The following is a 24,120-nucleotide window of genomic DNA, read 5'->3' as shown; positions in this document are numbered from 1 at the left end:
CCCGCTTGCGGGAGAGGGCTGGGGTGAGGGCGCCCCAGGCACTGCGCTGCGCGTCTTGGCCGCATCCCGCGAACTACGTGTGACCTGATTTCCCGCGACTTGGAATCGCGCGGTTCCATTTCGTCTCCCTGCGTTGACGAAAATGATCGGCCTTGCTTACCTTCGCGTCCCTTCAACGACGCAAGGATGTCTCGATGCTGCTGCGCCTGCCTGTGATATTTGCCGCCACCATCGCTACGATCGGCCTCGCTCATGCCGACGACGATCAGCTCAAGATTCAAGGCGTCGGGATCAGCCGCGACATCGACTGCCAGGGCAAGGATGTCGGCATCTACGGCGCGGAGAACGAGATCGAGCTGACGGGGCGCTGCGGCAGCATCACGGTGCATGGCAGCAAGCACAAGGTCAGCTTCGAGCAGGGACAGAAGCTGTCGGTGTCGGGCTCGGACAATGTGGTGAACGGCGGGCGGACCAAGAATCTGGTGGTCAGCGTCGCCAAGAATGTTGTGAGTACGACCTTGGAAGCCGGCGACGAGCCGGGCCAGCTCAAAGCCACCGGCGCCAACAACCGCATCTCGCTGGTGCTGGTCGGCCCGTCGCGGCTCGATGTCGGCGGCGTCGAGCAGAGCGTCGAATGGTCGAAGGCCGACGGCGCGCCGAACCCGGAGGTGCGCTCCTCAGGGGCGCTGAACTCGATCAAGCGCAAGAAGTAAGCGCGGGCCTCGGGGGTGCTGCATCCGCGCTGTCGCGGGGACCATGGATGCTGCGACGCGTGTCGCCCTCACCCCAGCCCTCTCCCGCAAGCGGGAGAGGGAGTCCCGCAGCGGTTGGGGAGAGGTTTCGCGTAAGCTACTAGCTCACGAAATGATGCCGCTGAGATGGATGATGCCCTCTCTCCCAGCACAGCGCGCCCCCTCTCCCGCTTGCGGGAGAGGGGTGGGGTGAGGGAGCCCCAGGCACCGCAGGAGTGTTCGGCGACGAACGCGCAAACGGCCGTTACTTCTCGGCGTCGCCCTTCAGCGCGTCCGGCTTCGGCATCAGCACGATATTGTAGCCGGAATCGACGTAGTGGGTTTCGCCGGTGACGCCGCCGGAGAGGTCGGAGAGCAGATACAGCGCCGAGCCGCCGAGTTCCTCGAGGGTGACGCCGCGGCCGAGCGGGGAGTGCTTCTCCATGAAGCCGAACATCGCGCGGGAATCGCCGATGCCGGAACCGGCCAGCGTGCGCACCGGGCCGGCCGACACCGCGTTGACGCGGATGCCCCTGGGGCCGAGATCGCAGGCGAGATAGCGCACGCTGGCTTCGAGCGCGGCCTTCGCAAGACCCATCACGTTGTAGTTCGGCATCGCGCGTTCCGATGCGCCGAACGTCAGCGTGATCATGGCGCCGCCGTCCGGCATCAGCGCCGCGGCGCGCTTGGCGACCTCGGTGAAGGAGAAGCAGGAGATCACCATGGTGCGCGAGAAATTCGCGCGGCTGGTGTCGATATATTGGCCGCGCAGTTCGTTCTTGTCGGAGAAGCCGATCGCGTGGATCACGAAGTCGAGCTTACCCCATTTGTCTTTCAGCGTGTCGAACACCGCGTCGACGCTGGCGATGTCCTCGACGTCGCAGGGCAGCACCAGCTCGGAGCCGACCGACTCCGCCAGCGGCTTGACGCGGCGGGCCAGCGCGTCGCCCTGATAGGTGAAGGCGAGTTCGGCGCCGTGCGCGTGCAGCGTCTTGGCCATGCCCCAGGCGATCGAATGGTCGTTGGCGACCCCCATGATCAGCCCGCGCTTGCCCTGCATCAGTCCTTGCATTGTGGTCGCCTCTGGTTCGGACCTCATCCTGAGGAGCGCGCGCCAGCGCGCGTCTCGAAGGATGTGGCGGTCAACAGCTCATGGTTCGAGACGGCGCCAACGGGCGCCTCCTCACCATGAGGATCGTAGCACGTGGATATGGCATCTCGCCGGGCCGGCGAGATGCAGATCACGCCTCCAGCCGCTTGAACACCAGCGTGGCGTTGGTGCCGCCGAAGCCGAACGAGTTCGACAGCACGGCGCCGATCTTGGCGTTGTCGATGCGCTTGCGCACGATCGGCATGTCGGCGAAGGCCGGATCGAGCTCGGTGATGTGCGCGCTCTCGCAGATGAAGCCGTTCTGCATCATCAGCAGCGAGTAGATCGCCTCCTGCACGCCGGTGGCGCCGAGCGAGTGGCCGGTCAGCGCCTTGGTGGCGGAGATCGGCGGGCACTTGTCCTCGTTGCCGAACACGTTGCGGATCGCGGTGATCTCCGGCGCGTCGCCGGCCGGCGTCGAGGTCGCGTGCGGGTTGATGTAGTCGATCTTGATGCCGTTCGTGGTCGCCAGCGCCATCTGCATGCAGCGCTCGGCGCCTTCGCCGGACGGCGCCACCATGTCGTAGCCGTCAGAGGTCGCGCCGTAGCCGACGATCTCGCCATAGATCTTGGCGCCGCGCGCCTTGGCGTGTTCGAGCTCTTCCAGCACCAGCACGCCGGCGCCGCCGGCGATCACGAAGCCGTCGCGGTTGACGTCGTAGGGCCGGGACGCGGTCGCCGGGGTGTCGTTGTACTTCGACGACATCGCGCCCATCGCGTCGAACAGCACCGACAGCGACCAGTCGAGTTCCTCGCAGCCGCCGGCGAACACGATGTCCTGCTTGCCCCACTGGATCAGCTCGTAGCCGTTGCCGATGCAGTGGTTGGAGGTCGCGCAGGCGGACGAGATCGAGTAGTTCACGCCCTTGATCTTGAACCAGGTGGCGAGCGTGGCCGACGCGGTCGAGCTCATCGCCTTCGGCACCGCGAACGGGCCGACGCGCTTCGGACCCTTGGTCCGGGTGATGTCGGCGGCCTCGACGATGGTGCGGGCGGAGGGCCCGCCCGAGCCCATCACGATGCCGGTGCGCGGATTGGAGATGTCGCTCTCCTCCAGGCCCGAATCGGCCAGCGCCTGTTCCATCGCGACGTGGTTCCAGGCGGCGCCTTCGCCGAGGAAGCGCATCGCGCGGCGGTCGACGATTTCGGCGGGGTTGAGCGACGGGGCGCCCTGCACCTGGGAGCGGAACCCGAGTTCCGCATGCTTTTCGGCGCGCGAGATGCCGGATTTGGCATCGTGCAGGCTCGCCAGCACTTCCTGGGTGTTGTTTCCGATCGACGAGACGATGCCCATCCCGGTGACAACAACGCGTCTCATGTAATCGCCTCGTTCATTCCATGGTCGTTCGCGGTGATGGCACGGCTTTGTGGCCGGCTCGTGCGGTTAACCGCCGACGGGCTGAGCCGTTTGCTTGAACAGACCGACTTTGAGATCCTTCGCACGGTAGATGATCTCGTCATCGGCCGAGAGCCACCCGTCTGCGATACCAAGCCACAGCTTGGAACGCATCACCCGCTTGATGTCGACATTGTAGACGACTTTGCGGATGTGCGGCAGCACCTGCCCGGTGAACTTTAGTTCCCCGAGCCCGAGCGCGCGGCCCGGACCTTCGCCACCGACCCAGCCGAGAAAGAACCCGACCATCTGCCACATCGCATCGAGGCCGAGGCAGCCCGGCATCACCGGGTCGTTCTTGAAGTGGCAGGCGAAGAACCACAGTTCCGGATTGACGTCGAGTTCGGCGCGGATATGGCCCTTGCCGAATTCGCCGCCGTCCTCGGTGATGGTGGTGATGCGGTCGAACATCAGCATCGGCGGCAGCGGCAGCTGCGCATTGCCGGCACCGAACAATTCGCCACGGCCGCAGGCCAGCAGGTCTTCATAATCGTAGCTGGAACGGCGGTCCTGCATGCGGCTTTGCCTTTTTGTCGTGCGAAGATCCGAATTCACCGGCCGTGTCGCAGCACCTCCGGAGTCCGCCTGTTCGTTATGCAACAAGCGGGTGCGCGGGTCTCTAACATAGGCATTGCACCCGGCAAAGCGGCACCTCCGTATTCCTCCTTAAGTAAAACGTCCGAATGGTTCTAGTTGCGAGGCGCTTGCACCCCCTTGGAATGCTTCCTATAATCACTCGACTGTGTAAAAAGGGACTGCCGCCGTGGACATCGGAGACCGTGCGACATATTCGCGTGAGGAAAGTGTGACGTCGGCGCATGCCGCCGAGCCGCACCTCAATGGCTGCCCGTGGCATGACGTCAACGAAATGCTGCAGTCGGTCGGCCTGCGCCCGACCCGCCAGCGCATGGCGCTGGGCTGGCTGCTGTTCGGCAAGGGCGACCGTCATCTGACGGCCGAAATGCTGTACGAAGAGGCCAGCCAAGCCAAGGTCCCGGTGTCGCTAGCGACCGTCTACAACACCCTGAACCAGCTCACCGAAGTCGGTCTGCTGCGCCAGGTCAGCGTCGACGGCACCAAGACCTATTTCGACACCAACGTCTCGGCGCACCAGCACTTCTATCTCGAGAACAATCACGAGCTGATCGACATCCCGGATCAGCACGTCGCGCTGCGCCAGACCCCGGAAGTCCCGGAAGGCTACGAAATCGCCCGCGTCGACGTCGTCGTCCGCATCCGCAAGAAGGCCTGATCGGTCAGAGAGCTAGCGCTCCCGGCGCGTCGCCCTCACCCCAACCCTCTCCCGCAAGCGGGAGAGGGAGCTCGCCCCGCGCGCGGCGAGGGTGATGACTTCTCTTACGCGCTCTCGAAGTGAGCTCCGACCTCTCCCCGCGTCGCAGCCGGACTCCCTCTCCCGCTTGCGGGAGAGGGCTGGGGTGAGGGCGACGCGAGTCGCAGCGCCGCTTCATCACTTCGGACGACGCGCAAACCCCGCGCTCAATTCACCTGCTCGTCCGCATACACGCCCCACAGCCGCTGCTTTTCGATCCAGCCGTCGAAACCCTGGCCGATGATCCGGCACCAGCTGGTGTCGCAGCGCTTGATCTGTGCCACCACGCCGGCCTGCAGCCGCGCCGCGACGGCGGCGCTGGTCGAGGCGCTTTCGTACAGCGTCGCCAGCTCGTCCTTGTCCTTCATGGTGATCACCGCGGTGCGGCGGCCGGACAGCAGCGAGTGATACACCCAGCCCTCGGCGCCTTCGGAATCGCGTACCCGCCGCCAGTTCTCGAACTCGGCGGTGATCTCCACCGGCAGCCCGGCGCGGGTGTAGACCCAGGCGACGTCGTTGTCCTTGGTCGGGCCGACCCGGACGTTGACGTGATCCGACTTGAGGCTGACATAGCGCGGCACCGGCAGCCCGCTGGCCGACAGCGGCGAGTCCTTCGCGGCGAGCACAGGCGCATTCGCGCCTACTATCGCACCTGCGAACAACAAGGCTGCAATCGGACTCTTCAGCTTCATCGGACACGCCCCTCAGTTCAGTGATCGTGCGCGTCGCCGGGGAGAAACCACAGCCGGATGGTGGGGTCCTTGTCTTGGCGCGGTCTTCTGCTAGAGAAGGCCGGAAGGCATCCGGTGACCCCAAGCTGGTGAAGGGACCGAACGGAAGGGACCCGCCCCTGCGGTCGCGCTGCAGCGGGAGTGTCGAACAGGTGGGTTAACGCGGACTAAACAGTCGCGCCAGACTCGTCAGAGAGCGTTTGAATGTCGGTTAAGAAAAAGCCTCTGGTCGTCGTCACCCGCAAGCTTCCGGACTCGATCGAAACCCGGATGCGCGAGCTGTTCGACGCGCGGCTCAATCTCGACGACGAGCCGATGTCGGCCGACAAGCTCGCCGAAGCGGCTCGCACCGCCGACGTGCTGGTGCCGACCGTCACCGACACCATCACGGCCGAGATGCTGAACCAGCCCGATTGCCAGCTCAAGCTGATCGCGCATTTCGGCAACGGCATCGACAATCTCGACGTCGCCGCCGCCCATGCGCGCGGCATCACCGTCACCAACACCCCGAAGGTGCTGACCGAAGACACCGCCGACATGACGATGGCGCTGATTCTCGCGGTGCCGCGGCGGATGATCGAAGGCGCCGCACTGCTCACCGACGGCGGCGAATGGCCCGGCTGGTCGCCGACCTGGATGCTCGGCCGCAGGCTCGGCGGCAAGCGGCTCGGCATCATCGGCATGGGCCGCATCGGCCAGGCGGTGGCGCGGCGCGCCCGCGCCTTCGGGCTGCAGATCCATTATCACAACCGCAAGCCGGTGGCGCCGCGGATCGCCGACGAACTCGGCGCGACCTATTGGGATTCGCTCGACCAGATGCTGGCCCGGATGGACATCATCTCGGTCAACTGCCCGCACACGCCGGCGACCTTCCATCTGTTGTCGGCCCGCCGCCTCAAGCTGATCCGCAAGGACGCCTTCATCGTCAACACCGCGCGCGGCGAGGTGATCGACGAGGAGACGCTGACCCGGCTGATCGAGCAGGGCGACATCGCCGGCGCCGGCCTCGACGTCTACGAGCACGAGCCCGCGGTGAATCCGAAGCTGGTCCGCCTCGCCAAGCACGGCAAGGTCGTGCTGCTGCCCCACATGGGCTCGGCCACCATCGAGGGCCGCGTCGAGATGGGCGAAAAGGTGATCATCAACATCCGCACCTTCCTCGACAACCACAAGCCACCGGACCGTGTGTTGCCGGGGATGCTGTAGCTAATTCATATTAGCTCAGTGCCTCGCGTCGCCCTCACCCCAACCCTCTCCCGCAAGCGGGAGAGGGGGCTCGCCGCATGCGGGGGGAGGGTGATGGCTTATCTGTTCCGTCGCCGATTGCGATCGAGTCCTCTCCCCGCGTCGCAGCCGGACTCCCTCTCCCGCTTGCGGGAGAGGGCTGGGGTGAGGGCGCCCCAGGCACTGACTCAGCGACTCTCCCGCCTCCGCCACGCCGCCGCGAAATCGAGGAAGGCGCGCAGGGCCGGGGGTGGCTGGCGGCGGCTCGGGTAGTACAGAAACGGGCCGGGAAACGGCTCGCACCATTCGGTCAGCACGCCGACTAATCGGCCGGCCGCGAGATCGTCCTCGACATAGTCTCTGAAGATCAGCAGCACGCCGAGCCCGTCCCGCGCGGCCCGCAGCGCGAGCGCGATCAAGTTGACCCGGAGCGGACCGCGCGGCGCGATCCGCACGGACCGCCCGGCCTTCTCGAATTCCCAGTCCGGGATCACGCCGCTTTCGTAGCGCGTCGCGATGCAGCGATGCGCGAGCAGGTCGTGCGGCTGCAGCGGCGTGCCGTGCCGCGCCCAATAGTCCGGCGTCGCCACGGCTGCGTAGTGCTGCGGCGGCCCGAGCGGCACCGCCACCATGTCCTGCGCCAGATGTTCGCCATAGCGAATGCCGGCGTCAAAGCCTTCGGCGACGATGTCGATCAGCCGCGTCTGCGCCACCACTTCGAGGTCGATCAGCGGGTAGGCGGCGAGGAACGGCGCCACCATCGGCGCCAGCACCAGTTCGACCGCCGGCGCCGGCGCGTTGATCCGCAGCCGCCCGGACGGCACCGCGCGCAGTCCGCGGATCTGGTCGAGCGCGGCACCGACGTCGCGCAGCGCCGGTCCGATCCGGCCCAGCAGCATCTCGCCGGCTTCGGTCAACGCCACGCTGCGGGTGGTCCGGTGCAGCAGCCGGACGCCGAGTCGCTCCTCGAGGTCGCGCAGCCGCTGACTGAGCGCCGAGGCCGAGACCTGCTGTTCGACAGCGGCGCGGCGGAAATTGCGGGTTCGCGCCACGGCGGCGAAAGCGGCGAGGTCGCGCAGATCTGGATCGGACATTGTGCGCTAATGTGAACAAGCCATTCAGGATTGTCCAGCTTATCGCTTTATCGGCGCTGCGCCATATCGCCCGTGTCATTCAAACTTCGAGGACACACCATGGACACGCGCACACTCGGCTCCACCGGTCCCACCGTCTCGGCCATCGGCCTCGGCTGCATGGGCATGTCGGACCTCTACGGCCCGACCGACCGCAGCGAAAGCATCCGCACCATCCACGCCGCGCTCGATGCCGGCGTCACGCTGATCGACACCGGCGATTTCTACGGCATGGGCCACAACGAGATGCTGATCGGCGAGGCGCTGAAGGGCCGCAATCGCGACGCCGTGCAGCTCAGCGTCAAATTTGGCGCGCTACGCGACCCGCACGGTCGTTTCATCGGGTTCGATTGCCGTCCCGCCGCGGTGAAGAGCTTCGTCAGCTACACGCTGCAACGGCTCGGCGTCGATCACATCGACATCTATCGGCCGTCGCGGCTCGACCCCAATGTGCCGATCGAAGACACCATCGGGGCGATCGCCGAACTGGTGCAGGCCGGCTATGTCCGACACATCGGGCTGTCGGAAGTCGGCAGCGACACCATCCGCCGCGCCGCCAAGGTGCATCCGATCGTCGATCTGCAGATCGAATATGCGCTGATCACCCGCGGCATCGAGGACGACATCCTGCCGACCTGCCGTGAACTCGGCATCGGCATCACCGCTTACGGCGTGCTGTCGCGCGGGCTGATCGGCGGCCATTTGTCTAAACCGCCGGCCGCCAATGACTATCGCAGCCACAGCCCGCGGTTCCAGGGCGCCAATCTCGATGCCAATCTGGCGCTGGTGGAGAAGCTGCGCACCATCGCGGACGGGCTCGGCATCTCGGTGGCGCAGCTCGCGATCGCCTGGGTGCTGGCGCAGGGCGACGACATCGTGCCGGTGATCGGCGCCCGCACCGTGCCGCGGCTGCAGGAAGCGCTCGCCGCGCTCGACGTCGACCTGACGCCGCAGCATCTCGCCGCGCTCACCACCGCCATCCCGCGCAACGCCGCCGCCGGCAGCCGCTACGCCGAAGCCCAGATGGCGTTTCTGGATAGTGAGAAGTAGCACGCCGCGGTGGGTGTTTGTTAATCGGCGCCGTGCCCCGCGTCGCCCTCACCCCACCCCTCTCCCGCAAGCGGGAGAGGGAGCTCGCCGCATGCGGGGAGAGGGTGATGATGAACTTCTCAAGGTAGAACGAAGCTCTCCCCGAACCGCAGCCGGACTCCCTCTCCCGCTTGCGGGAGAGGGCTGGGGTGAGGGGGCCCCAGGCAGTGAGTCCGTTATCGATGCCCGCTTAGGTCGCGGATCGTCGGCGCATCGCCATTCAGCGGATTGCCCGGGTCCCGCCCATAGCGCAGCGTTTCGAATCGCATCGCCCGCGCGTCGATCATCAGCAGCCGGCCGACCAGGCCTTCGCCGAAGCCGACGATTTCGCGGATCGCTTCCAGCGCCATCATTGAGCCGAGCGTGCCGGCGAGCGCGCCCATCACGCCGGCTTCTTCGCAGGCCGGCACTGTGCCGGGCGGCGGCGCTTCGGGAAACAGGCAGCGATAGGTCGGGTTCGGCTCCCCGGCGGCGTTGGTCTCGTGCGCCCGGATCGTGGTCAGCGAGCCGTCGAACGGACCGAGCGCCGCGGTGATCAGCGGCCTCTTGGCCAGGAAGCAGGCGTCCGCCACCAGATAGCGCGTCGAAAAATTGTCGGAGCCGTCGAGCACCAGGTCGCAGGCGCCGATCAGCTCGAGCGCATTCGCCGCGCTGATCCGCATTGCGTGCGGCACCACACGCACATGCGGATTGAGCGCCGCGATCCGCGCCGCCGCGCTGTCGACTTTCCGCGCGCCGACATCCGGCGTCGCGTGGATGATCTGCCGCTGCAGATTCGACAGCGACACGACGTCGTCGTCGACCACATCGAGCGTGCCGACCCCGGCCGCCGCCAGATACATCAGCACCGGCGCGCCGAGCCCGCCGGCGCCGACCACCAGCACCCGCGCCTTGCGCAGCGCCGCCTGCCCGGGCCCGCCGACCTCGCGCAGCACGATGTGTCGGGCGTAGCGCTCCAGCTCCTCGGCACTCAGCATGATGGGGATGTGTCCTTCATTTTCGGCTTTCCCGCGCCACCACCCTCATCCTGAGGAGCCCCGAAGCGGCGTCTCGAAGGATGGGCCACAGACCCGTGTCGCCAGCCTTCGAGACGCGGCCGAGTGGCCGCTCCTCAGGATGAGGGTGTACGCGTTGCGAGGCCAGCAACCGCGTCGAACCCGGTCACCGTTGTTTCCGACCAAGCATCTATGATTATCTGCGCCGAGCTCAACCACGGCGCGACGCGGGCGGGAATTGTCATGAGATCGATGCTGGCTGCAACCCTGGTGATCGCGGGCCTGACCGGCGCCGCCGCGCAAACCGCGCCGCCGCCGTCCGGCGCCGTGCCGGGCGTCAAGCCGAAGCCCGTCGCAACCACACCGGTGCGCCCGGCCTTGCAGACCCCGGGCGAAACCGCGACCGCGATGTCGCAGGCCGAGCGCCAGGCGATCCAGTCGGATCTGGCCTGGACCGGCGCCTATAACGGCGTGATCGACGGCCAGCCCTCGGACCGCATGGTGGCGGCCATCAAGGCGTTTCAGAAGGATCACGGCGCCAAGCCCACCGGCGTGCTCAATCCGCAGGAGCGCGCTCAACTCGCCGAGGCGTCGCGAAAACTGCAGGGCAATGTCGGCTGGAAGCTGGTGACCGATCCGGTCACCGGCGCGCGGCTCGGCATTCCGGGGAAGCTGGTGCCGCAGCAATCGTCCGACGCCAATGGGACAAAATGGACGTCGGCGACCGGCACCATCCAGATCACGCTGGCGCGGCGCAAGGAAGCCGGCGTCACCACCGCCAAGCTCGCCGATCAGGAGAAGAAGGAGCCGGGCCGCCAAGTCAGCTACAGCGCGGTGAAACCGGATTTCTTCGTGCTGTCCGGCACCCAGGGGCTGAAGAAGTTATACATCCGCGGCGCCTTCAAGGACGCCGAGGTCCGCATCCTCACCATCCTGTACGATCAGGCCACCGAAGGCACGATGGAGCCGGTGGTGATCGTGATGTCGAGCGCGTTCAACCCGTTCTCGACCGGTGCGCTGGCCGGTCCGCCGCCGCGCAAGAAGGTCGAGTATTCGACCGGCGCCATCGTCAGCGACGACGGCGCGATCCTGGCCGACCGCGAGGCGGTCGATGGCTGCCTGTCGATCGTGGTGGCGGGTCATGGCAACGCCGACCTGGCCGCGACCGACAAGGAGCACGATTTGGCGCTGCTGCGGATTTACGGCGCGCGCGGGTTGAAGCCGCTGGCGCTCGGCGCTGCGAAGCCGCCCGCCACGGTCGATCTTGTCGGCATTGCCGATCCGCAAAGCCAGGGCGGCGGCGCCGCCGTGACAGTCGCGCGCGCCGGCGTCACGGCGGTCGGGAGTAACGGCGGCCTCGCGCTGTCGCCGCCGCCGGGCCTCGGCTTCTCCGGCGCCCCGGCGCGCGACGCCGACGGCAAGTTCGCCGGGCTCACTTTGCTGCGTCCGCCGCAAGTCGCCGGGCCCGCCAACGCCGCCATCGCCACCCAGGCGACGCTGGTCGACGCCGACACGGTGCGCAAATTCTTGGCGAGCGCCGACGTCAAGCCGGCGACCGACGCCGGCACCGACGCCAAGGCGAGCGTGGTGCGTTTGATCTGCGTGCGGAAGTAATCAAAGCGGACTTAGTCCCCGCGTCGCCCTCACCCCACCCCTCTCCCGCAAGCGGGAGAGGGAGTTCGCCGCAAGCGGGGCGAGGGATGCGGATGAGCTTTTCTGCCGTCGTCATTGACGAACAACTCTCCCCGACCGCAGCGCGCCCCCTCTCCCGCTTGCGGGAGAGGGTTGGGGTGAGGGTGCCCCGAGCACAGCGCTCATTGCGTCCGAAAAGACCAGATCCTCAGACGCCGATCGTCTCGTCGGTACGCTCGGTGAACACGATGCGGTTCGAGAACGGGTCGGTCACCGTCATCGTCAATCCGCCCCAGGGCGGCGTTTCGAGGCCGGGGCGCAGATAGGTGTAGCCCTTGGCGGCGAGCTCGGCGTGATAGTCGCGCAGGCCGGTGGTGTCGAGCAGCAGCTTGGCGCCCGGCGAGCAGTCGCCATGGTGTTCGCTGAGATGCAGCACCGCATCGTCGCGCGACACCTGCATGTACAGCGGCAGGTCCGGCTCGAAGCGATGCTCCCAGTCGAGCCGGAAGCCGAGATAATCGAGATAGAATTCGCGCGCCTTGGCGATATCGAAGATCCGCAGCACCGGCGTGGTTCGTGAAAAGCGGCTCGGCATGGTTGGTCCGTTGTGAGACGTGCCCCTGCGCCCGCGCTATCGCCGCTTTGCGGCGGCACCACGGCGCACGCGGTTATTCTCCGCAAGGTGGCAAGTACCAATACGCGACCTCACTTCCCGCGTCGCCCTCACCCCAGCCCTCTCCCGCAAGCGGGAGAGGGAGCAGGCCGCAAGCGGGGCGAGGGATTTGGATGAACGTTTCGGCCGGAGTAATTGAGAAATAACTTTACCCCGACCGCCGCGCGCCCCCTCTCCCGCTTGCGGGAGAGGGCCGGGGTGAGGGAGCACCGAGCACGGCGCTAGTCACTCACCTACTTCTGACACACCGCACACCAGAACGTCGATCGCCCGTTCTGCACGAAGCGCTTCACCGTGCCGGTGCAGCCGTCCGTCCGGCAGCGCTCGTCCTCGCGGTCGTACACCGCGAAGGAGTGCTGGAAGTAACCGAGTTCGCCGCTGGTCTGGCGGTGGTCGCGCAGCGAGGAGCCGCCGGCCTTGATGGCGTCGGTCAGCACGGCGCGGATTGACTCGGTCAGGCGCAGCGCGCGCTCGGTCGGCGCGGTTTTGCGGTCGGCCAGCGTCGCGGCCTTCCTCTTGGGCGACAGATGCGCGCGCCACAGCGCCTCGCACACATAGATGTTGCCGAGGCCTGCGACGACGCGCTGGTCGAGCAGCGCGGCCTTCAGGCTGGTCTGCTTGCCGGCGCAGGCCTTGGCCAGCATCGCCGCGTCGAACGCGTTGCCGAGCGGCTCGGGGCCGAGGCCCCTGAGATGCGGCTCGTCGTCGATATCGGCGCGGGCAAAGATCTTCATGAAGCCGAACCGGCGCGGGTCGTTGAAGATCACCCGCGCGCCGCTCGACATCTCGAACACGACGTGATCGTGGGTGCGATCCTCGCTGCGCGGATGGTGAAACTCGCCCGGCGTCGCCGCGCCGCCCTCGGTGACGACGCGGAACGAGCCCGACATGCCGAGATGCATCAGCAGCACGTCGCCGGAGGATAGGTCCGCGAGCAGATATTTGGCGCGGCGGCCCAGCCCGGTGATGGTCTGTCCGGTCAGCCGCGACACGAAGTCCTGCTGGAACGGAAACCGCAGATCGCCGCGGTTGGCGACCGCCCGCTCGATCCGGAATCCCTCCATGGCCGGCTGCAGGCCGAGGCGGACGGTTTCGACTTCGGGAAGCTCGGGCATGAACAGGCTCTATTTGGTTCGTCATCCTCTCCCTGTCATTGCGAGGAGCACTCGGATCGGCGCTTTGCGCCGTCCGAGCACAGGCTCCGCGACGAAGCAATCCAGCGACGGGCGTCGTGTGCGGCTCTGGATTGCTTCGCTGCGCTCGCAATGACGGGGTGAGGCCCGTCGGAGGCCCGCCAATCCGCCTGGCGGCTAGGGCATTCAGGTGATAGCGCCTCGCGCCCCGGCGCGCTATATGGTGCGCCGCGGAGCGGGTTTTCGCGTTTCGGGCGGTTCGGCCCGAAAAATCCTCCGCGCGCAGGAGTGACGATATGAATCAGCCGAACGAGACCACGCATTTCGGCTACCGCGACGTGCCGCTGGACGACAAGCAGACGCTGGTCAACGACGTGTTCCACAGCGTCGCCAGCCGCTACGACCTGATGAACGACCTGATGTCGGGCGGCATGCATCGGCTGTGGAAGGACGTGATGATCACCACGCTGAACCCGCCGCGTGACGATTCGCCGTTCCGGCTGCTCGACGTCGCCGGCGGCACCGGCGACATCTCGTTCCGCGCCGCCAAGGCCTCGGGCGCCGGATTCCACTCCACGGTCTGCGACATCAACACCGACATGCTCGAGGTCGGCCGCCAGCGCGCCGCCGAGCGGCATCTCGACCAGCAGGTGGATTTCGTCGAAGGCAACGCCGAAGCGCTGCAGTTCGCCGACAAGAGCTTCGACGCCTATACGATCGCGTTCGGCATCCGCAACGTGCCGCGGATCGATCTCGCCTTGAAGGAAGCCTATCGGGTGCTGAAGCCGGGCAGCCGCTTTCTGTGCCTGGAATTCTCGACCGTCGACGTGCCGGGCCTCGCCAAGGTCTACGACCTGTTCTCCTTCAAGGTGATCCCGCAGATCGGCCGCGCCGTGACCGGCGACGCCGACAGCTATCAATATCTGGTCGAATCGATCCGCAAATTCCCGCGGCCGTATGATTTCGCCGAGATGATCCGCGACGCCGGCTTCGCGCGGGTCAACTGGCAGATCATGAGCGGCGGCATCGTGGCGCTGCATTCGGGCTGGCGTTTGTGATCGCAGCCCTGACGCATGCGGCGCGGCTCGCGCGCGCCGCCTTCGTGTTCGCGCGCGAGGGCGTGTTCGGCGTGGTCGATCCGGCGCTGATTCCGCCTGCGGGCCAGGTGCCGATCCGGCTGGCGCGGCTGATCGAGCGGCCCGGCGCCAAGTCCGGCCCGCGGCTGTCGCGCGCGCTGACGCGGCTCGGCCCGGCGTACTTGAAGCTCGGGCAGTTTCTGGCGACGCGGCCCGACGTGGTCGGCGTCGCGATGGCGCGCGATCTCGAAGCGCTGCAGGACCGGCTGCCGCCGTTCTCGCAGGACGAAGCCAACGCGGTGATCGCCGCATCACTGGAAAGGCCTGTGGCGCAGGCGTTCGTCAGCCTGTCGCCGCCGGTCGCAGCCGCCTCGATCGCCCAGGTGCATCGCGGCCTTGTCGAGGTCGACGGCGTGCACAAGCAGGTCGCCGTCAAGGTGCTGCGCCCCAACGTGGCGGCGCGCTTCAAGCGCGATCTGTCGGATTTCTTCTTCGTTGCCGACAAGGCCGAGCAATATTCGTCCGAAGCGCGGCGGCTGCGCCTCGTCGAAGTCATCAACACGATGTCGCGTTCGGTCGCGATGGAGATGGACCTGCGGCTCGAAGCCGCGGCCGCCTCCGAAATGGCCGAGAACACCAAGGACGATCCGGATTTCCGGGTGCCGACGGTGGACTGGGATCGCACCACCCACAACGTGCTGACGATGGAGTGGATCGACGGCATTCCGCTGAACGATCACAAGCGGCTCGCCGAAGCCAATGTCGACACCGTCGCGCTCGGCCGCAAGGTGATCCAGAGCTTCCTGCGCCACGCGCTGCGCGACGGCTTCTTCCACGCCGACATGCATCCGGGCAATCTGTTCCTCGGCAGCGACGGGCGGCTGGTCGCGGTCGACTTCGGCATCATGGGGCGGCTGCTGCCGAAGGAGCGGCGCTTCCTCGCCGAGATCCTGCTCGGCTTCATCACCCGCAACTATCGCCGCGTCGCCGAGGTGCATTTCGAGGCCGGCTACGTGCCGCCGCATCATTCGGTCGAGAATTTCGCGCAGGCGATCCGCGCCATCGGCGAGCCGATCCACAATCGGGTGGCCGAAGAAATCTCGATGGCCAAGCTGCTGACGCTGCTGCTCGAGGTCACCGGCCTGTTCGACATGCGCACCAGGCCGGAGTTGATACTTCTGCAAAAGACCATGGTGGTGGTCGAAGGCGTGGCGCGGTCGTTCGATCCGAAGCTCGATATCTGGAAGGTCGCCGACCCGGTGGTGCGCGAATGGATTCAGCGCAACCTCGGCCCGCTCGGTCAGGTCCAGGGCGCGATCAGCGGCGCCGGCGAACTCGGTCACACGCTCTCCAGCCTGCCGACCATCGTGTCGCGCGCCGTCACCGTGCTGAACCAGCTCGAAGTGATGACCAAGGATGGCCTCGTGCTGGCGCCCGAGACCATCGCGGCGATCGGCCACTCCGAACGCCGCCGCACCCGCGGCCGGACGGTGGCGCTGTGGATCATCGCTGTGACATTCATTGGCGTTCTCATCGCGATGTCGCGGCTGTAGTGCTGGCGTTGCTATCGGTGCTTGATGGCAACGCCTGCATGCGGTAGCTTTCCACCATGGCCAACCTGACCATCCGCAAACTCGACGAGATGCTGAAGGCCGAGCTGCGCCAGCGCGCGGCCGCCAACGGCCGGTCGATGGAAGACGAGGTGCGAGTCATTCTCCGTGACGCAGTTCACCAGCGCCACGGGTTTGCCCCAAGTTTGCCGCAAGCCGGCGGCGCATCCGTCCCGGATGACATAACCTCTGGCAATCACTCGGCTTTTGCCGCTGCGCCGGCGTCCGCGGCGCGCGTCACGCTAATCGTTGGCGGTGGCATCGCGGCCTACAAGGCGATGGACCTGATCCGCCGGCTGAAGGAGCGCGGCGCCGATGTGCGGGTCGTGCTCACCAAGGCGGCGCAGCAATTCGTCACGTCGCTGACGGCGAGCGCGCTGTCGCATCAGCGCTGCTACACGGATCTGTTCGATCCGCAGAGCGAGTTCGACGCCGGCCACATCCGCCTCGCGCGCGACTGCGATCTGATCGTCGTCGCGCCCGCCACCGCCGACCTGATGGCCAAGATGGCCGGCGGCCACGCCGACGATCTCGCCACCGCGATCCTGCTGGCAACTAACAGGCCGATCCTGCTGGCGCCGGCGATGAATCCGCTGATGTGGAACAATCCTGCGACGCGCCGCAACGTCGATCAGCTGCGCCGCGACGGCGTCACCATGGTCGGGCCGAATGCCGGCGAGATGGCCGAGCGCGGCGAGGCCGGCACCGGGCGGATGGCCGAGCCGATCGAGATAGCCGCTGCGGCACAGCGACTTTTCGCACCGCCGCCGCGCCCGCTGCGCGGCCGCCGGGTGCTGATCACCGCCGGGCCGACGCACGAGCCGATCGATCCGGTGCGCTACATCGCCAATCGCTCGTCCGGCAAACAGGGCTACGCGATCGCCGCCGCGGCAGCGCGCGCCGGCGCCGAAGTGGCGCTGATATCAGGCCCGGTCGATCTCGCAGCGCCCGACGGCGTGACGCTGACGCGTGTCGAATCGGCGCGCGATATGCTCGCTGCCGTACGCAGCGCGCTGCCCGCCGACGTCGCGATCTTCGCCGCCGCGGTGGCCGACTGGCGCGTCGCCAGCGAGGGCGAGCAGAAGATCAAGAAGGGCGCCGGCGGCCCGCCGCCGCTGCAGCTCACCGAGAATCCCGATATCCTCGCGACGATCTCGAAACTCACTGACGGCCGCCCGCCGCTGGTGATCGGCTTTGCGGCCGAGACCGAGCATCTGCTCGACAACGCCCGCGCCAAGCTCGCCCGCAAGGGCTGCGACTGGATCGTCGCCAACGATGTTTCGCCCGCCACCGGGGTCATGGGCGGTGATCGTAACACCGTGCATTTGCTGATGAAATCCGGCAACGCCGTCGAGATCGATTCGTGGCCGGTGATGACCAAGGACGACGTCGCGCGCGCGCTGGTGCAGCGCATCGCCCAGGCGGAACAAGACTTGCCCCAAGACTCGGAAGTACACGCCTGATGAACGAGACCGTCGCCGTCGAGATCAAGCAACTGCCGCACGCCGACGGCCTGCCGCTGCCGTCGTATCAGACCGCGCACGCCGCCGGGCTCGATCTATGCGCGGCGATCAGCGCCGAGGCGCCGCTGGTGATGGCGCCCGGCCGCAGCGTGCTGGTGCCGACCGGTCTGTCGATTGCGTTGCCGCCGAACTACGAAGCCCAGGTCCGGCCGCGCTCGGGACTCGCCGCCAAGTTCGGCGTCACCGTGCTCAACGCGCCGGGCACGATCGACGCCGATTATCGCGGCGAGGTCGCCGTGCTGCTGATCAATCACGGCGCCGAGCCCTTCACCATCCGCCGTGGTGAACGCATCGCTCAGATGGTGATCGCCCCGGTGGTGCGCGCCGAACTGATCCGTGTCGAGACGCTGACTGAAACCGATCGCGGTGTAGGAGGCTTCGGCTCGACCGGCCGCTAGATTTTGTGTCAAGCGAGCGACGATTCGTCGGTTAAAAATATACTTTCCCGTTTCGTCCCGCGCCCCGGCGACGTTCACGGTCTGGACTCTTACCCCCCGAGTCACGAACAGGATATTGTCCAGCGATTCGGCAGCGGCGTTGACGATCTGCGATCGCGTCGAGTGGTTTGGGGCAATCCATGTCAGACGTATTGGGGTCGATGCGTCGGGCCTGCTTGTCGTGCACGTCGCTGGTGCGCGGCCTCGCAGGGGCTGGCTTACTCACGGCGTCGACGCCGGTGTGGGCGGCCGATGATCCGATCGTCGCCCTGACATCCCAAGTGATCACCGATCTCAATCGCCACGAGCTCGTGACGATGGCGATGGCCGTGTCGGTGCTCGGCTTCTCGGTCGTGTCGGCGATTTTGCTGATGCGCACGCGGCAGCGCGCCTCGACCCAGGAGGCGCGGCTGCGCGCCGAGGTGCAAAGCCTGCAGGCCGAATCCGACCGCCTTCGCGCGCTGCTGTTCGTCGAGCCGCAGGTGCTGATCTCGTGGCCGGCCGGCGACAATCGCCCGCAGATCAGCGGCGACACCGCGCTGCTGCTGCCGCACGACGGCCACGGCGCGAGCGCGCAGCCGCAGCGCGTGCTGGCGTTCGGCACGTGGCTGCCGCCGGAACCGGCGCTGCAGATGGACCATGCCGTCGACGCGCTGCTCGACAAGGGCGAATCTTTCCTGCTGCACCTGACGACGTCGACCGGCCGCTCGATCGAGGCGATGGGCCGCGCCATCGGCGGCCAGGCGATTCTGCGGATCCGCGAACTCAGCGGCGTGCGCCGCGAACTCGCCGACATGGCGCGCCGCTTCAAGGCGCTGCACGACGAGACCGAGATGCTGCGCGGCTTCGCCGAGGCGGCGCCGTGGCCGATCTGGACGCGCCGCGCCTCGGGCGAACTGAATTTCGCCAACGCCGCCTATGCGCGCGCGACCGACGCCGCCAGCCCGGCCGACGCGGTCAGCCGCAATCTCGAACTGCTGGACAGCAACGACCGCGGCAATCTCGCCCGCGCGCTCGGCGACAAGGCCGAATTCGCCGCGCGGCTGCCGGTCGTGGTGCGCGGCGAGCGGCGTTATTTCGACGTCCGGGCGCTGCGGCTGGCCGGTGGCAGCGCAGGCATGGCGGTGGATTCCAGCGAGGCGGCGGCGCTCGGCGCCGCGCTGGTGCGGATGGCCGACGCGCATCGCCGCACGCTCGATCAGTTGTCGTCGGGCGTCGCGGTGTTCGACGCGCAGCGTCGGCTGGCGTTCTACAACGACTCCTATCGCAAGCTCTGGGACCTCGACCGCGGCTTTCTCGACAGCCATCCGGACGATTCCAGCGTGCTCGACCGGCTGCGCGCGGCGCGCAAGCTGCCCGAGGAGCGCGACTTCAAGGAGTGGAAGAACAAGCTGCACGAAGCCTATCGGGCCGTCGAGGCCGAGAAGGCGATTTGGTATCTGCCCGACGGCCGCGCGATCAGCATCGTCACCACGCCCAATCAGGAAGGTGGCGTCACCTATCTGTTCGACGACGTCACCGAGAGCCTCGATCTGCAGCGCCGCTATGGCGGCCTGATCGACGTGCAGCGCGAGACGCTCGACAATTTAAGCGAAGCCGTCGCGGTGTTCGGCAGCAACGGCTGCGCGCAGCTGTTCAATCCCGCCTTCACGCGAATGTGGAATCTGTCGGCTGAAGCTTTGGCGACGCGGCCGCATATCGAGACCGTCGAGGAGTGGTGCCGGCCGCTGTTCGACGATGCGGTGAGCTGGCAGGCGCTGCGCAGCGCCATCACCGGCATCGACGACCGCCGCAACGTGCTGCTGAAGCTGGAGCGCCGCGACGGCACCGTGCTGTCGTGCAAGACCATGCCGCTGCCCGACGGCGCGACCATGCTGACGTTCCAGGACATCACCGACACCGAGAACGTCGAGCGCGCGCTGCGCGAGCGCAACGAGGCGCTGGAGACGGCGGACCGCATCAAGATCGACTTCGTCCACCACGTCTCCTACGAGCTGCGCTCGCCGCTGACCACGATCATCGGCTTCGCGCATTTCCTCAGCGATCCGAGCACCGGGCCGCTGACCGGCAAGCAGGCCGAGTACCTCGCCTACATCACCACCTCGACCAACGCGCTGCTGGCGATCATCAACAACATCCTCGATCTCGCCAGCATCGACGCCGGGGCGATGACGCTCAACCTCGGCCCGATCCATATCGGTCGCGCCATCGAGGCGGCCACCGAGGGCATTCAGGATCGCCTCGCGCGCGACCAGATCACGCTCGATATCGACCTCGATCCCAGCATCGAGGGCTTCGTCGGCGACGAGCGCCGCGTCGTGCAGGTGCTGTACAATCTGCTCGCCAACGCGGTCGGCTTCTCGCCGCAGCAGGCGGTGGTGAAGCTCGCGGTGCGCAAGGCCGGCAACCGCGTGGTGTTCTCGGTGACCGACGCCGGCCCGGGCATCGATCCGGCGCTCAAGGACAAGGTGTTCGACTGGTTCGAGAGCCACTCCCAGGGCTCGCGGCATCGCGGCCCGGGGCTCGGCCTGGCGCTGGTGCGGTCGTTCGTCGAACTGCACGGCGGCAAGGTCCAGGTCGACTCGGTGGTCGGGCGCGGCACCACGGTGATCTGCGAATTCCCGATCGACCAGACCGCGCAGCGTAACGCCGCCGAATGACAGCGCCGGCGACATTCTCGGTCGCACTCGCCAACGAGACGGCGACCGCACGACTGATGGCCGAAGTCGCGCTGCTGATCGGTCCCGGCGACGTCGTCACGCTGTCGGGCGATCTCGGCGCCGGCAAGACCGCGGCGGCGCGGGCGATGATCCGCTATCTCGCCGGCGACGACGAGTTCGAAGTGCCGAGCCCGACCTTCACGCTGGTGCAGAGCTACGAGCTGCCGCCGTTTCCGCTGCTGCACGCCGACCTGTATCGCATCGAAGATCCCGGCGAGCTCGAAGAGATCGGCTTGTCGCCGCTGCCCGAAGGCGCGGTGGCGCTGATCGAATGGCCGGAGCGGGCGCCGGATGCGATGCCGGCCGATCGCATCGACATCGCGCTCAGTCATCGCCCCGCGCTCGGTTCGCTGGCGCGCGCCGCCGAGATCACCGGACACGGCAAGGCCGCCGCGCAGGTCGAGCGGCTCGCCGCGCTGCGCAGCTTCATCGAGACCTCGGGCTATGCGGACGCCGATCGCCGTCACATGCCGGGCGATGCCTCGACGCGCTCCTATGCGCGGCTGGTCAGGGACGGCGAGTCGCTGATCCTGATGAACGCGCCGCGCCGCCCGGACGGCCCCGCGCTCTACGCCGGCAAGAGCTACAGCGCCGCGGTGCATCTGGCCGAAGACGTCCGGCCGTTCGTGGCGATCGCCGAAGGGCTGCGCCGGCACGGCGTGTCGGCGCCGGCGATCCATCACGCCGATCTTGAATCCGGCTTCCTCATCACCGAGGATTTCGGCTCCGAGAGTTTCGTCACCGGCACGCCGCCGGCGCCGATCGCCGAGCGCTATCAGGCCGCGGCGGAGCTGCTGGCGGAGCTGCACGCGAAGCCGTTGCCCGAGACATTGCCGCTGCCGCAGGAGACCTACGCGATCCCGGTGTTCGACACCGAGGCGATGCTGATCGAAATCGGGCTGATGCCCGAATGGTACCTGCCCGACCGCGGCGTGGCCATTGCGGATACGCGGCGCGCCGAGTTCTTCGCGATGTGGCGCCGGTTGCTGATCGGCGTCGCCGGCGAGCCGCGCAGCTGGCTGCTACGCGATTATCACTCGCCGAATCTGATCTGGCTCGAGCAGCGCGAAGGCACCGCGCGGGTCGGCGTGATCGATTTCCAGGACACCGTGCTGGGGCCGGCCGCCTACGATCTGGTGTCGCTGCTGCAGGACGCGCGGATCGACGTGCCCGAGGCGCTCGAACTGGCGCTGTTCGGCCGCTACATCAAGGCGCGGATCGCGGCCGATCCGCGGTTCGATCCGGCCGCCTTCGCGCGGCTCTACGCGCTGATGTCGGCGCAGCGCAACACCCGGCTGCTCGGCACCTTCGCGCGGCTCAACCGGCGCGACGGCAAGCCGCATTATCTCAAGCACCAGCCGCGGATCTGGACCTATCTGACGCGCTCGCTGGCGCACCCGTCGCTGGCGGAACTCGACGCCTGGTACCAGGCCAACGTGCCGCCGCCGGTGTGATTCGAGCGACTGTTTTTACCCGAAATTAGTCGGTCGCTCGCTAGCGTCCGGATCTTCGTAGTCGACCCAGGATTCGCGCGTTCAACCGCTGCGTCGGGCGAGGGACACGTCATGGTTGGTGAACGGAACAAGGATGGCCGCGTGGTGTTCGAACGCGGCATTCGGGCGCAGATGATGGCGATCGATGGAACCTGGCGTCGGCCGTGCCTGCTCGAAGACGTCTCCGAGGCGGGCGGCAAGCTGACCATCGAGGGCGCCGTCGACGGCCTCAACCTCAAGGAATTCTTCCTGCTGCTGTCGTCCACCGGACTGGCCTATCGCCGCTGCGAGCTGAGCTGGGTCAATGGCGATCAGATCGGCGTCAGCTTCCTGCGCCAGGACAAGAAGAAGGGCAAAAGCCCTCGCGCCCAGGCCGCGACCGTCTGACCGCGTCCGGCGCCGCACGCAGTTGTGCGCGCGTCGTTGCTACGGTTGTTGCAGAGGCCGCGATGTCGCATCTGCGTCATGGTTAGCGAATACCCAAGACCGTCGATAGACCGGTCGGCGCTGCGTGATACAATCGATTCGTCTCCGGTCCGGTTCGAAACACGAGCGACGATGTCCGTTCAACCTTCCCGCGCCATGGTGCTTGCTGCAGGCTTCGGCCTGCGCATGCGGCCGCTCACCGACAACATGCCGAAGCCGCTGGTGCGCGTCGCCGGCAAGCCGCTGCTCGACCATGTGCTCGACCGGCTTGCGGACGCCGGCGTCACCGAAGCCGTCGTCAACGTGCACTATCTGCCCGACCAGATCATCGATCACGTCGCGGGACGAACCGCGCCGAAGGTGATCATCTCCGACGAACGCGACGCGGTGCTTGGCACCGGCGGCGCGGTGGTCAAGGCGCTGCCGTTGCTCGGCGATGCGCCGTTCTATCATCTCAACGCCGACACGTTGTGGATCGACGGCGTGCGGCCGAATCTCGCGCGCCTCGCCGACGCGTTCGATCCGGCGCGGATGGACATCCTGCTGCTGATGGCGCCGACCGCGGGCAGCATTGGCTATGCCGGCAAGGGCGACTTCGCAATGGCGCCGGACGGCAGTCTGCGCAAGCGCAAGGAGAACGAGGTGACGCCGTTCGTCTATGCGGGCGTCGCCATCATGTCGCCGGCGATCTTCGCCAATGCGCCCCAGGGCGAGTTCTCGCTGACCCAGAAGTTTGATCAGGCGGCCGAGCAGGGCCGGCTGTTCGGGCTGCGGCTCGACGGCACCTGGATGCATGTCGGTACGCCCGACGCAGTGGCGGCGGCCGAGCGCGCCTATCTGGTCAGCGTCGCCTGAGGCTGGTCGTACCTCCCTTGCGGCGCCCGCCCATGGCATGATCGCCTGACCGGCGAATCAGGGTGTCCATGCGCGTTTTCAGTGTTCCGCCTTCCGCGCCGTTTCTGCGCACGACGATCGCCGCGCTGGTCGATGGCGAGTTGATCGAGGGCTTCTCGGTCCGCACCCAGCCGGAGCGGCTGGCCGAAGCGACGCTGTATCTGCCGACCCGCCGCGCCGGACGCCTCGCCCGCGATATCTTCCTCGACGTGCTCGGCACCGACGCGGTGCTGCTGCCGCGCATCGTCGCGCTCGGCGGCATCGATGAGGACGAGCTGGCCTTCGCGCAGGCTGCCGAGGGCATCGCCGATCTGGACATTCCGCCCGCGCTCGACGGCCTGCCACGCCGGCTGCTGCTGGCGCAATTGATCGCTGTCTGGGCCAAGAGCCTCCGGCCCGGCGATCCGCATCAGGCGCCGCTTGTCATCGGCGGCCCGGCCTCGACGGTGGCGCTGGCCGACGATCTGGCGCGGTTGATCGACGACATGGCGACGCGCGGCGTCGACTGGGGAGCGCTCGACAGCTTGGTGCCGGATGCGTTCGACCGCTACTGGAAGCTGACGCTCGATTTCCTGAAGATCGCCGGGCAGTGGTGGCCGCAGCATCTGCGCGAGACCGACCGGATCGAGCCGGCGGCGCGCCGCAATCTGCTGATCGAGGCGGAGACGCGCCGACTCGCGGCGCATCCGGGCGGCCCGGTGATCGCCGCGGGCTCGACCGGCTC

The 24,120-nt window shown here is 67.3% G+C and carries 21 protein-coding genes and 1 pseudogene; 14 read left to right on the top strand and 8 right to left on the bottom strand.

Going from position 1 to position 24,120, the window contains the following annotated elements:
* Positions 1-194: 194 nt before the first annotated feature.
* Positions 195-713, top strand: a complete 519-nt coding sequence (locus tag IP86_RS21220; protein ID WP_054164422.1) for a DUF3060 domain-containing protein — start codon at positions 195-197, stop codon at positions 711-713.
* 283 nt (positions 714-996) lie between these two features.
* On the opposite strand, the gene fabI is transcribed toward IP86_RS21220, so the two are convergent.
* From fabI to fabA, 3 genes are all read right to left on the bottom strand, one after another.
* Positions 997-1,803: an enoyl-ACP reductase FabI gene (gene fabI / locus IP86_RS21215; RefSeq protein ID WP_054164421.1), complete on the bottom strand. Its 807-nt coding sequence runs from the start codon at positions 1,801-1,803 to the stop codon at positions 997-999.
* Positions 1,804-1,972: 169 nt separating this feature from the next.
* Positions 1,973-3,199, bottom strand: coding sequence for a beta-ketoacyl-ACP synthase I (fabB, locus tag IP86_RS21210; RefSeq protein ID WP_054164420.1), 1,227 nt, complete (start codon positions 3,197-3,199; stop codon positions 1,973-1,975).
* A 66-nt stretch (positions 3,200-3,265) separates the two neighbouring features.
* Positions 3,266-3,793 carry a bifunctional 3-hydroxydecanoyl-ACP dehydratase/trans-2-decenoyl-ACP isomerase gene (gene fabA, locus IP86_RS21205; RefSeq protein ID WP_054164419.1) on the bottom strand — a complete coding sequence of 176 codons (528 nt, stop codon included), beginning with the start codon at positions 3,791-3,793 and terminating at the stop codon, positions 3,266-3,268.
* Positions 3,794-4,082: 289 nt separating this feature from the next.
* On the opposite strand from fabA, the gene irrA reads away from it, so the two are divergent.
* Complete coding sequence (gene irrA, locus IP86_RS21200; RefSeq protein WP_283804788.1) at positions 4,083-4,529, top strand: iron response transcriptional regulator IrrA; 447 nt, start codon at positions 4,083-4,085, stop codon at positions 4,527-4,529.
* Between the two features lie 245 nt (positions 4,530-4,774).
* Here the strand turns inward: irrA and IP86_RS21195 are convergent, their stop codons facing one another.
* On the bottom strand, positions 4,775-5,299 hold the full coding sequence (locus IP86_RS21195) for an SH3 domain-containing protein (RefSeq protein ID WP_054164417.1): 525 nt from the start codon (positions 5,297-5,299) through the stop codon (positions 4,775-4,777).
* Positions 5,300-5,542: 243 nt separating this feature from the next.
* Between IP86_RS21195 and IP86_RS21190 the strand changes: the two genes are divergently transcribed.
* The gene (locus IP86_RS21190) at positions 5,543-6,544 is read left to right on the top strand and encodes a 2-hydroxyacid dehydrogenase (protein WP_054164416.1); all 1,002 of its coding nucleotides are present in this window, start codon (positions 5,543-5,545) and stop codon (positions 6,542-6,544) included.
* Between the two features lie 206 nt (positions 6,545-6,750).
* Here IP86_RS21190 and IP86_RS21185 read toward each other — a convergent pair whose 3' ends face one another.
* Complete coding sequence (locus IP86_RS21185) at positions 6,751-7,656, bottom strand: LysR family transcriptional regulator (protein WP_054164415.1); 906 nt, start codon at positions 7,654-7,656, stop codon at positions 6,751-6,753.
* Between the two features lie 99 nt (positions 7,657-7,755).
* Between IP86_RS21185 and IP86_RS21180 the strand changes: the two genes are divergently transcribed.
* The gene (locus tag IP86_RS21180; protein ID WP_054164414.1) at positions 7,756-8,745 is read left to right on the top strand and encodes an aldo/keto reductase; all 990 of its coding nucleotides are present in this window, start codon (positions 7,756-7,758) and stop codon (positions 8,743-8,745) included.
* Positions 8,746-8,960: 215 nt separating this feature from the next.
* Here IP86_RS21180 and IP86_RS21175 read toward each other — a convergent pair whose 3' ends face one another.
* On the bottom strand, positions 8,961-9,761 hold the full coding sequence (locus IP86_RS21175) for a HesA/MoeB/ThiF family protein (protein WP_054164413.1): 801 nt from the start codon (positions 9,759-9,761) through the stop codon (positions 8,961-8,963).
* 261 nt (positions 9,762-10,022) lie between these two features.
* On the opposite strand from IP86_RS21175, the gene IP86_RS21170 reads away from it, so the two are divergent.
* A complete protein-coding gene (locus tag IP86_RS21170; RefSeq protein WP_054164412.1) occupies positions 10,023-11,393 on the top strand; it encodes a serine protease in 1,371 nt (456 codons plus the stop codon).
* 226 nt (positions 11,394-11,619) lie between these two features.
* Here the strand turns inward: IP86_RS21170 and IP86_RS21165 are convergent, their stop codons facing one another.
* Positions 11,620-12,006, bottom strand: a complete 387-nt coding sequence (locus IP86_RS21165) for a glyoxalase superfamily protein (RefSeq protein WP_054164411.1) — start codon at positions 12,004-12,006, stop codon at positions 11,620-11,622.
* Positions 12,007-12,317: 311 nt separating this feature from the next.
* Positions 12,318-13,199 (bottom strand): bifunctional DNA-formamidopyrimidine glycosylase/DNA-(apurinic or apyrimidinic site) lyase, encoded by an 882-nt coding sequence (gene mutM / locus IP86_RS21160; RefSeq protein WP_054164410.1) that lies wholly within the window; start codon positions 13,197-13,199, stop codon positions 12,318-12,320.
* A 314-nt stretch (positions 13,200-13,513) separates the two neighbouring features.
* Between mutM and ubiE the strand changes: the two genes are divergently transcribed.
* The 9 genes and pseudogenes from ubiE to IP86_RS21115 all read left to right on the top strand — a co-directional run.
* Positions 13,514-14,275, top strand: a complete 762-nt coding sequence (gene ubiE / locus IP86_RS21155; protein WP_054164409.1) for a bifunctional demethylmenaquinone methyltransferase/2-methoxy-6-polyprenyl-1,4-benzoquinol methylase UbiE — start codon at positions 13,514-13,516, stop codon at positions 14,273-14,275.
* Positions 14,272-15,846, top strand: coding sequence for a 2-polyprenylphenol 6-hydroxylase (gene ubiB, locus IP86_RS21150; RefSeq protein ID WP_054164408.1), 1,575 nt, complete (start codon positions 14,272-14,274; stop codon positions 15,844-15,846). The genes ubiE and ubiB overlap by 4 nt, the downstream gene beginning before the upstream one ends.
* A 56-nt stretch (positions 15,847-15,902) precedes the next feature.
* The gene (coaBC, locus tag IP86_RS21145) at positions 15,903-17,366 is read left to right on the top strand and encodes a bifunctional phosphopantothenoylcysteine decarboxylase/phosphopantothenate--cysteine ligase CoaBC (protein WP_054164407.1); all 1,464 of its coding nucleotides are present in this window, start codon (positions 15,903-15,905) and stop codon (positions 17,364-17,366) included.
* A complete protein-coding gene (dut, locus tag IP86_RS21140) occupies positions 17,366-17,824 on the top strand; it encodes a dUTP diphosphatase (RefSeq protein WP_054164406.1) in 459 nt (152 codons plus the stop codon). The genes coaBC and dut overlap by 1 nt, the downstream gene beginning before the upstream one ends.
* A 179-nt stretch (positions 17,825-18,003) precedes the next feature.
* The gene (locus tag IP86_RS21135) at positions 18,004-20,523 is read left to right on the top strand and encodes a sensor histidine kinase (RefSeq protein ID WP_054164405.1); all 2,520 of its coding nucleotides are present in this window, start codon (positions 18,004-18,006) and stop codon (positions 20,521-20,523) included.
* Positions 20,520-22,037: a tRNA (adenosine(37)-N6)-threonylcarbamoyltransferase complex ATPase subunit type 1 TsaE gene (tsaE, locus tag IP86_RS21130; protein WP_054164404.1), complete on the top strand. Its 1,518-nt coding sequence runs from the start codon at positions 20,520-20,522 to the stop codon at positions 22,035-22,037. The genes IP86_RS21135 and tsaE overlap by 4 nt, the downstream gene beginning before the upstream one ends.
* A gap of 111 nt (positions 22,038-22,148) precedes the next feature.
* On the top strand, positions 22,149-22,463 hold the full coding sequence (locus tag IP86_RS21125) for a hypothetical protein (RefSeq protein ID WP_054164403.1): 315 nt from the start codon (positions 22,149-22,151) through the stop codon (positions 22,461-22,463).
* 171 nt (positions 22,464-22,634) lie between these two features.
* Positions 22,635-23,357, top strand: coding sequence for a nucleotidyltransferase family protein (locus IP86_RS21120; RefSeq protein WP_054164402.1), 723 nt, complete (start codon positions 22,635-22,637; stop codon positions 23,355-23,357).
* A 68-nt stretch (positions 23,358-23,425) separates the two neighbouring features.
* A pseudogene (locus IP86_RS21115) lies at positions 23,426-24,120 on the top strand (double-strand break repair protein AddB); the annotation flags it as partial.

It is taken from the genome of Rhodopseudomonas sp. AAP120, assembly GCF_001295845.1.
Classification (GTDB): Bacteria; Pseudomonadota; Alphaproteobacteria; order Rhizobiales; family Xanthobacteraceae; genus Rhodopseudomonas.
The sequence above is the reverse complement of the archived record's forward strand: the minus strand, read 5'-3'. Positions and strand labels throughout refer to the sequence as shown.

Bases quoted from the DNA above. Each gene is read 5' to 3' on its own strand.
- IP86_RS21220 (WP_054164422.1), top strand. From the start codon at position 195: ATGCTGCTGCGCCTGCCTGTGATATTTGCCGCCACCATCGCTACGATC.
- fabI (WP_054164421.1), bottom strand. From the start codon at position 1,803: ATGCAAGGACTGATGCAGGGCAAGCGCGGGCTGATCATGGGGGTCGCC.
- fabB (WP_054164420.1), bottom strand. From the start codon at position 3,199: ATGAGACGCGTTGTTGTCACCGGGATGGGCATCGTCTCGTCGATCGGA.
- fabA (WP_054164419.1), bottom strand. From the start codon at position 3,793: ATGCAGGACCGCCGTTCCAGCTACGATTATGAAGACCTGCTGGCCTGC.
- IP86_RS21195 (WP_054164417.1), bottom strand. From the start codon at position 5,299: ATGAAGCTGAAGAGTCCGATTGCAGCCTTGTTGTTCGCAGGTGCGATA.
- IP86_RS21190 (WP_054164416.1), top strand. From the start codon at position 5,543: ATGTCGGTTAAGAAAAAGCCTCTGGTCGTCGTCACCCGCAAGCTTCCG.
- IP86_RS21185 (WP_054164415.1), bottom strand. From the start codon at position 7,656: ATGTCCGATCCAGATCTGCGCGACCTCGCCGCTTTCGCCGCCGTGGCG.
- IP86_RS21180 (WP_054164414.1), top strand. From the start codon at position 7,756: ATGGACACGCGCACACTCGGCTCCACCGGTCCCACCGTCTCGGCCATC.
- IP86_RS21175 (WP_054164413.1), bottom strand. From the start codon at position 9,761: ATGCTGAGTGCCGAGGAGCTGGAGCGCTACGCCCGACACATCGTGCTG.
- IP86_RS21170 (WP_054164412.1), top strand. From the start codon at position 10,023: ATGAGATCGATGCTGGCTGCAACCCTGGTGATCGCGGGCCTGACCGGC.
- IP86_RS21165 (WP_054164411.1), bottom strand. From the start codon at position 12,006: ATGCCGAGCCGCTTTTCACGAACCACGCCGGTGCTGCGGATCTTCGAT.
- mutM (WP_054164410.1), bottom strand. From the start codon at position 13,199: ATGCCCGAGCTTCCCGAAGTCGAAACCGTCCGCCTCGGCCTGCAGCCG.
- ubiE (WP_054164409.1), top strand. From the start codon at position 13,514: ATGAATCAGCCGAACGAGACCACGCATTTCGGCTACCGCGACGTGCCG.
- coaBC (WP_054164407.1), top strand. From the start codon at position 15,903: ATGGCCAACCTGACCATCCGCAAACTCGACGAGATGCTGAAGGCCGAG.
- dut (WP_054164406.1), top strand. From the start codon at position 17,366: ATGAACGAGACCGTCGCCGTCGAGATCAAGCAACTGCCGCACGCCGAC.
- IP86_RS21135 (WP_054164405.1), top strand. From the start codon at position 18,004: ATGTCAGACGTATTGGGGTCGATGCGTCGGGCCTGCTTGTCGTGCACG.
- tsaE (WP_054164404.1), top strand. From the start codon at position 20,520: ATGACAGCGCCGGCGACATTCTCGGTCGCACTCGCCAACGAGACGGCG.
- IP86_RS21125 (WP_054164403.1), top strand. From the start codon at position 22,149: ATGGTTGGTGAACGGAACAAGGATGGCCGCGTGGTGTTCGAACGCGGC.
- IP86_RS21120 (WP_054164402.1), top strand. From the start codon at position 22,635: ATGTCCGTTCAACCTTCCCGCGCCATGGTGCTTGCTGCAGGCTTCGGC.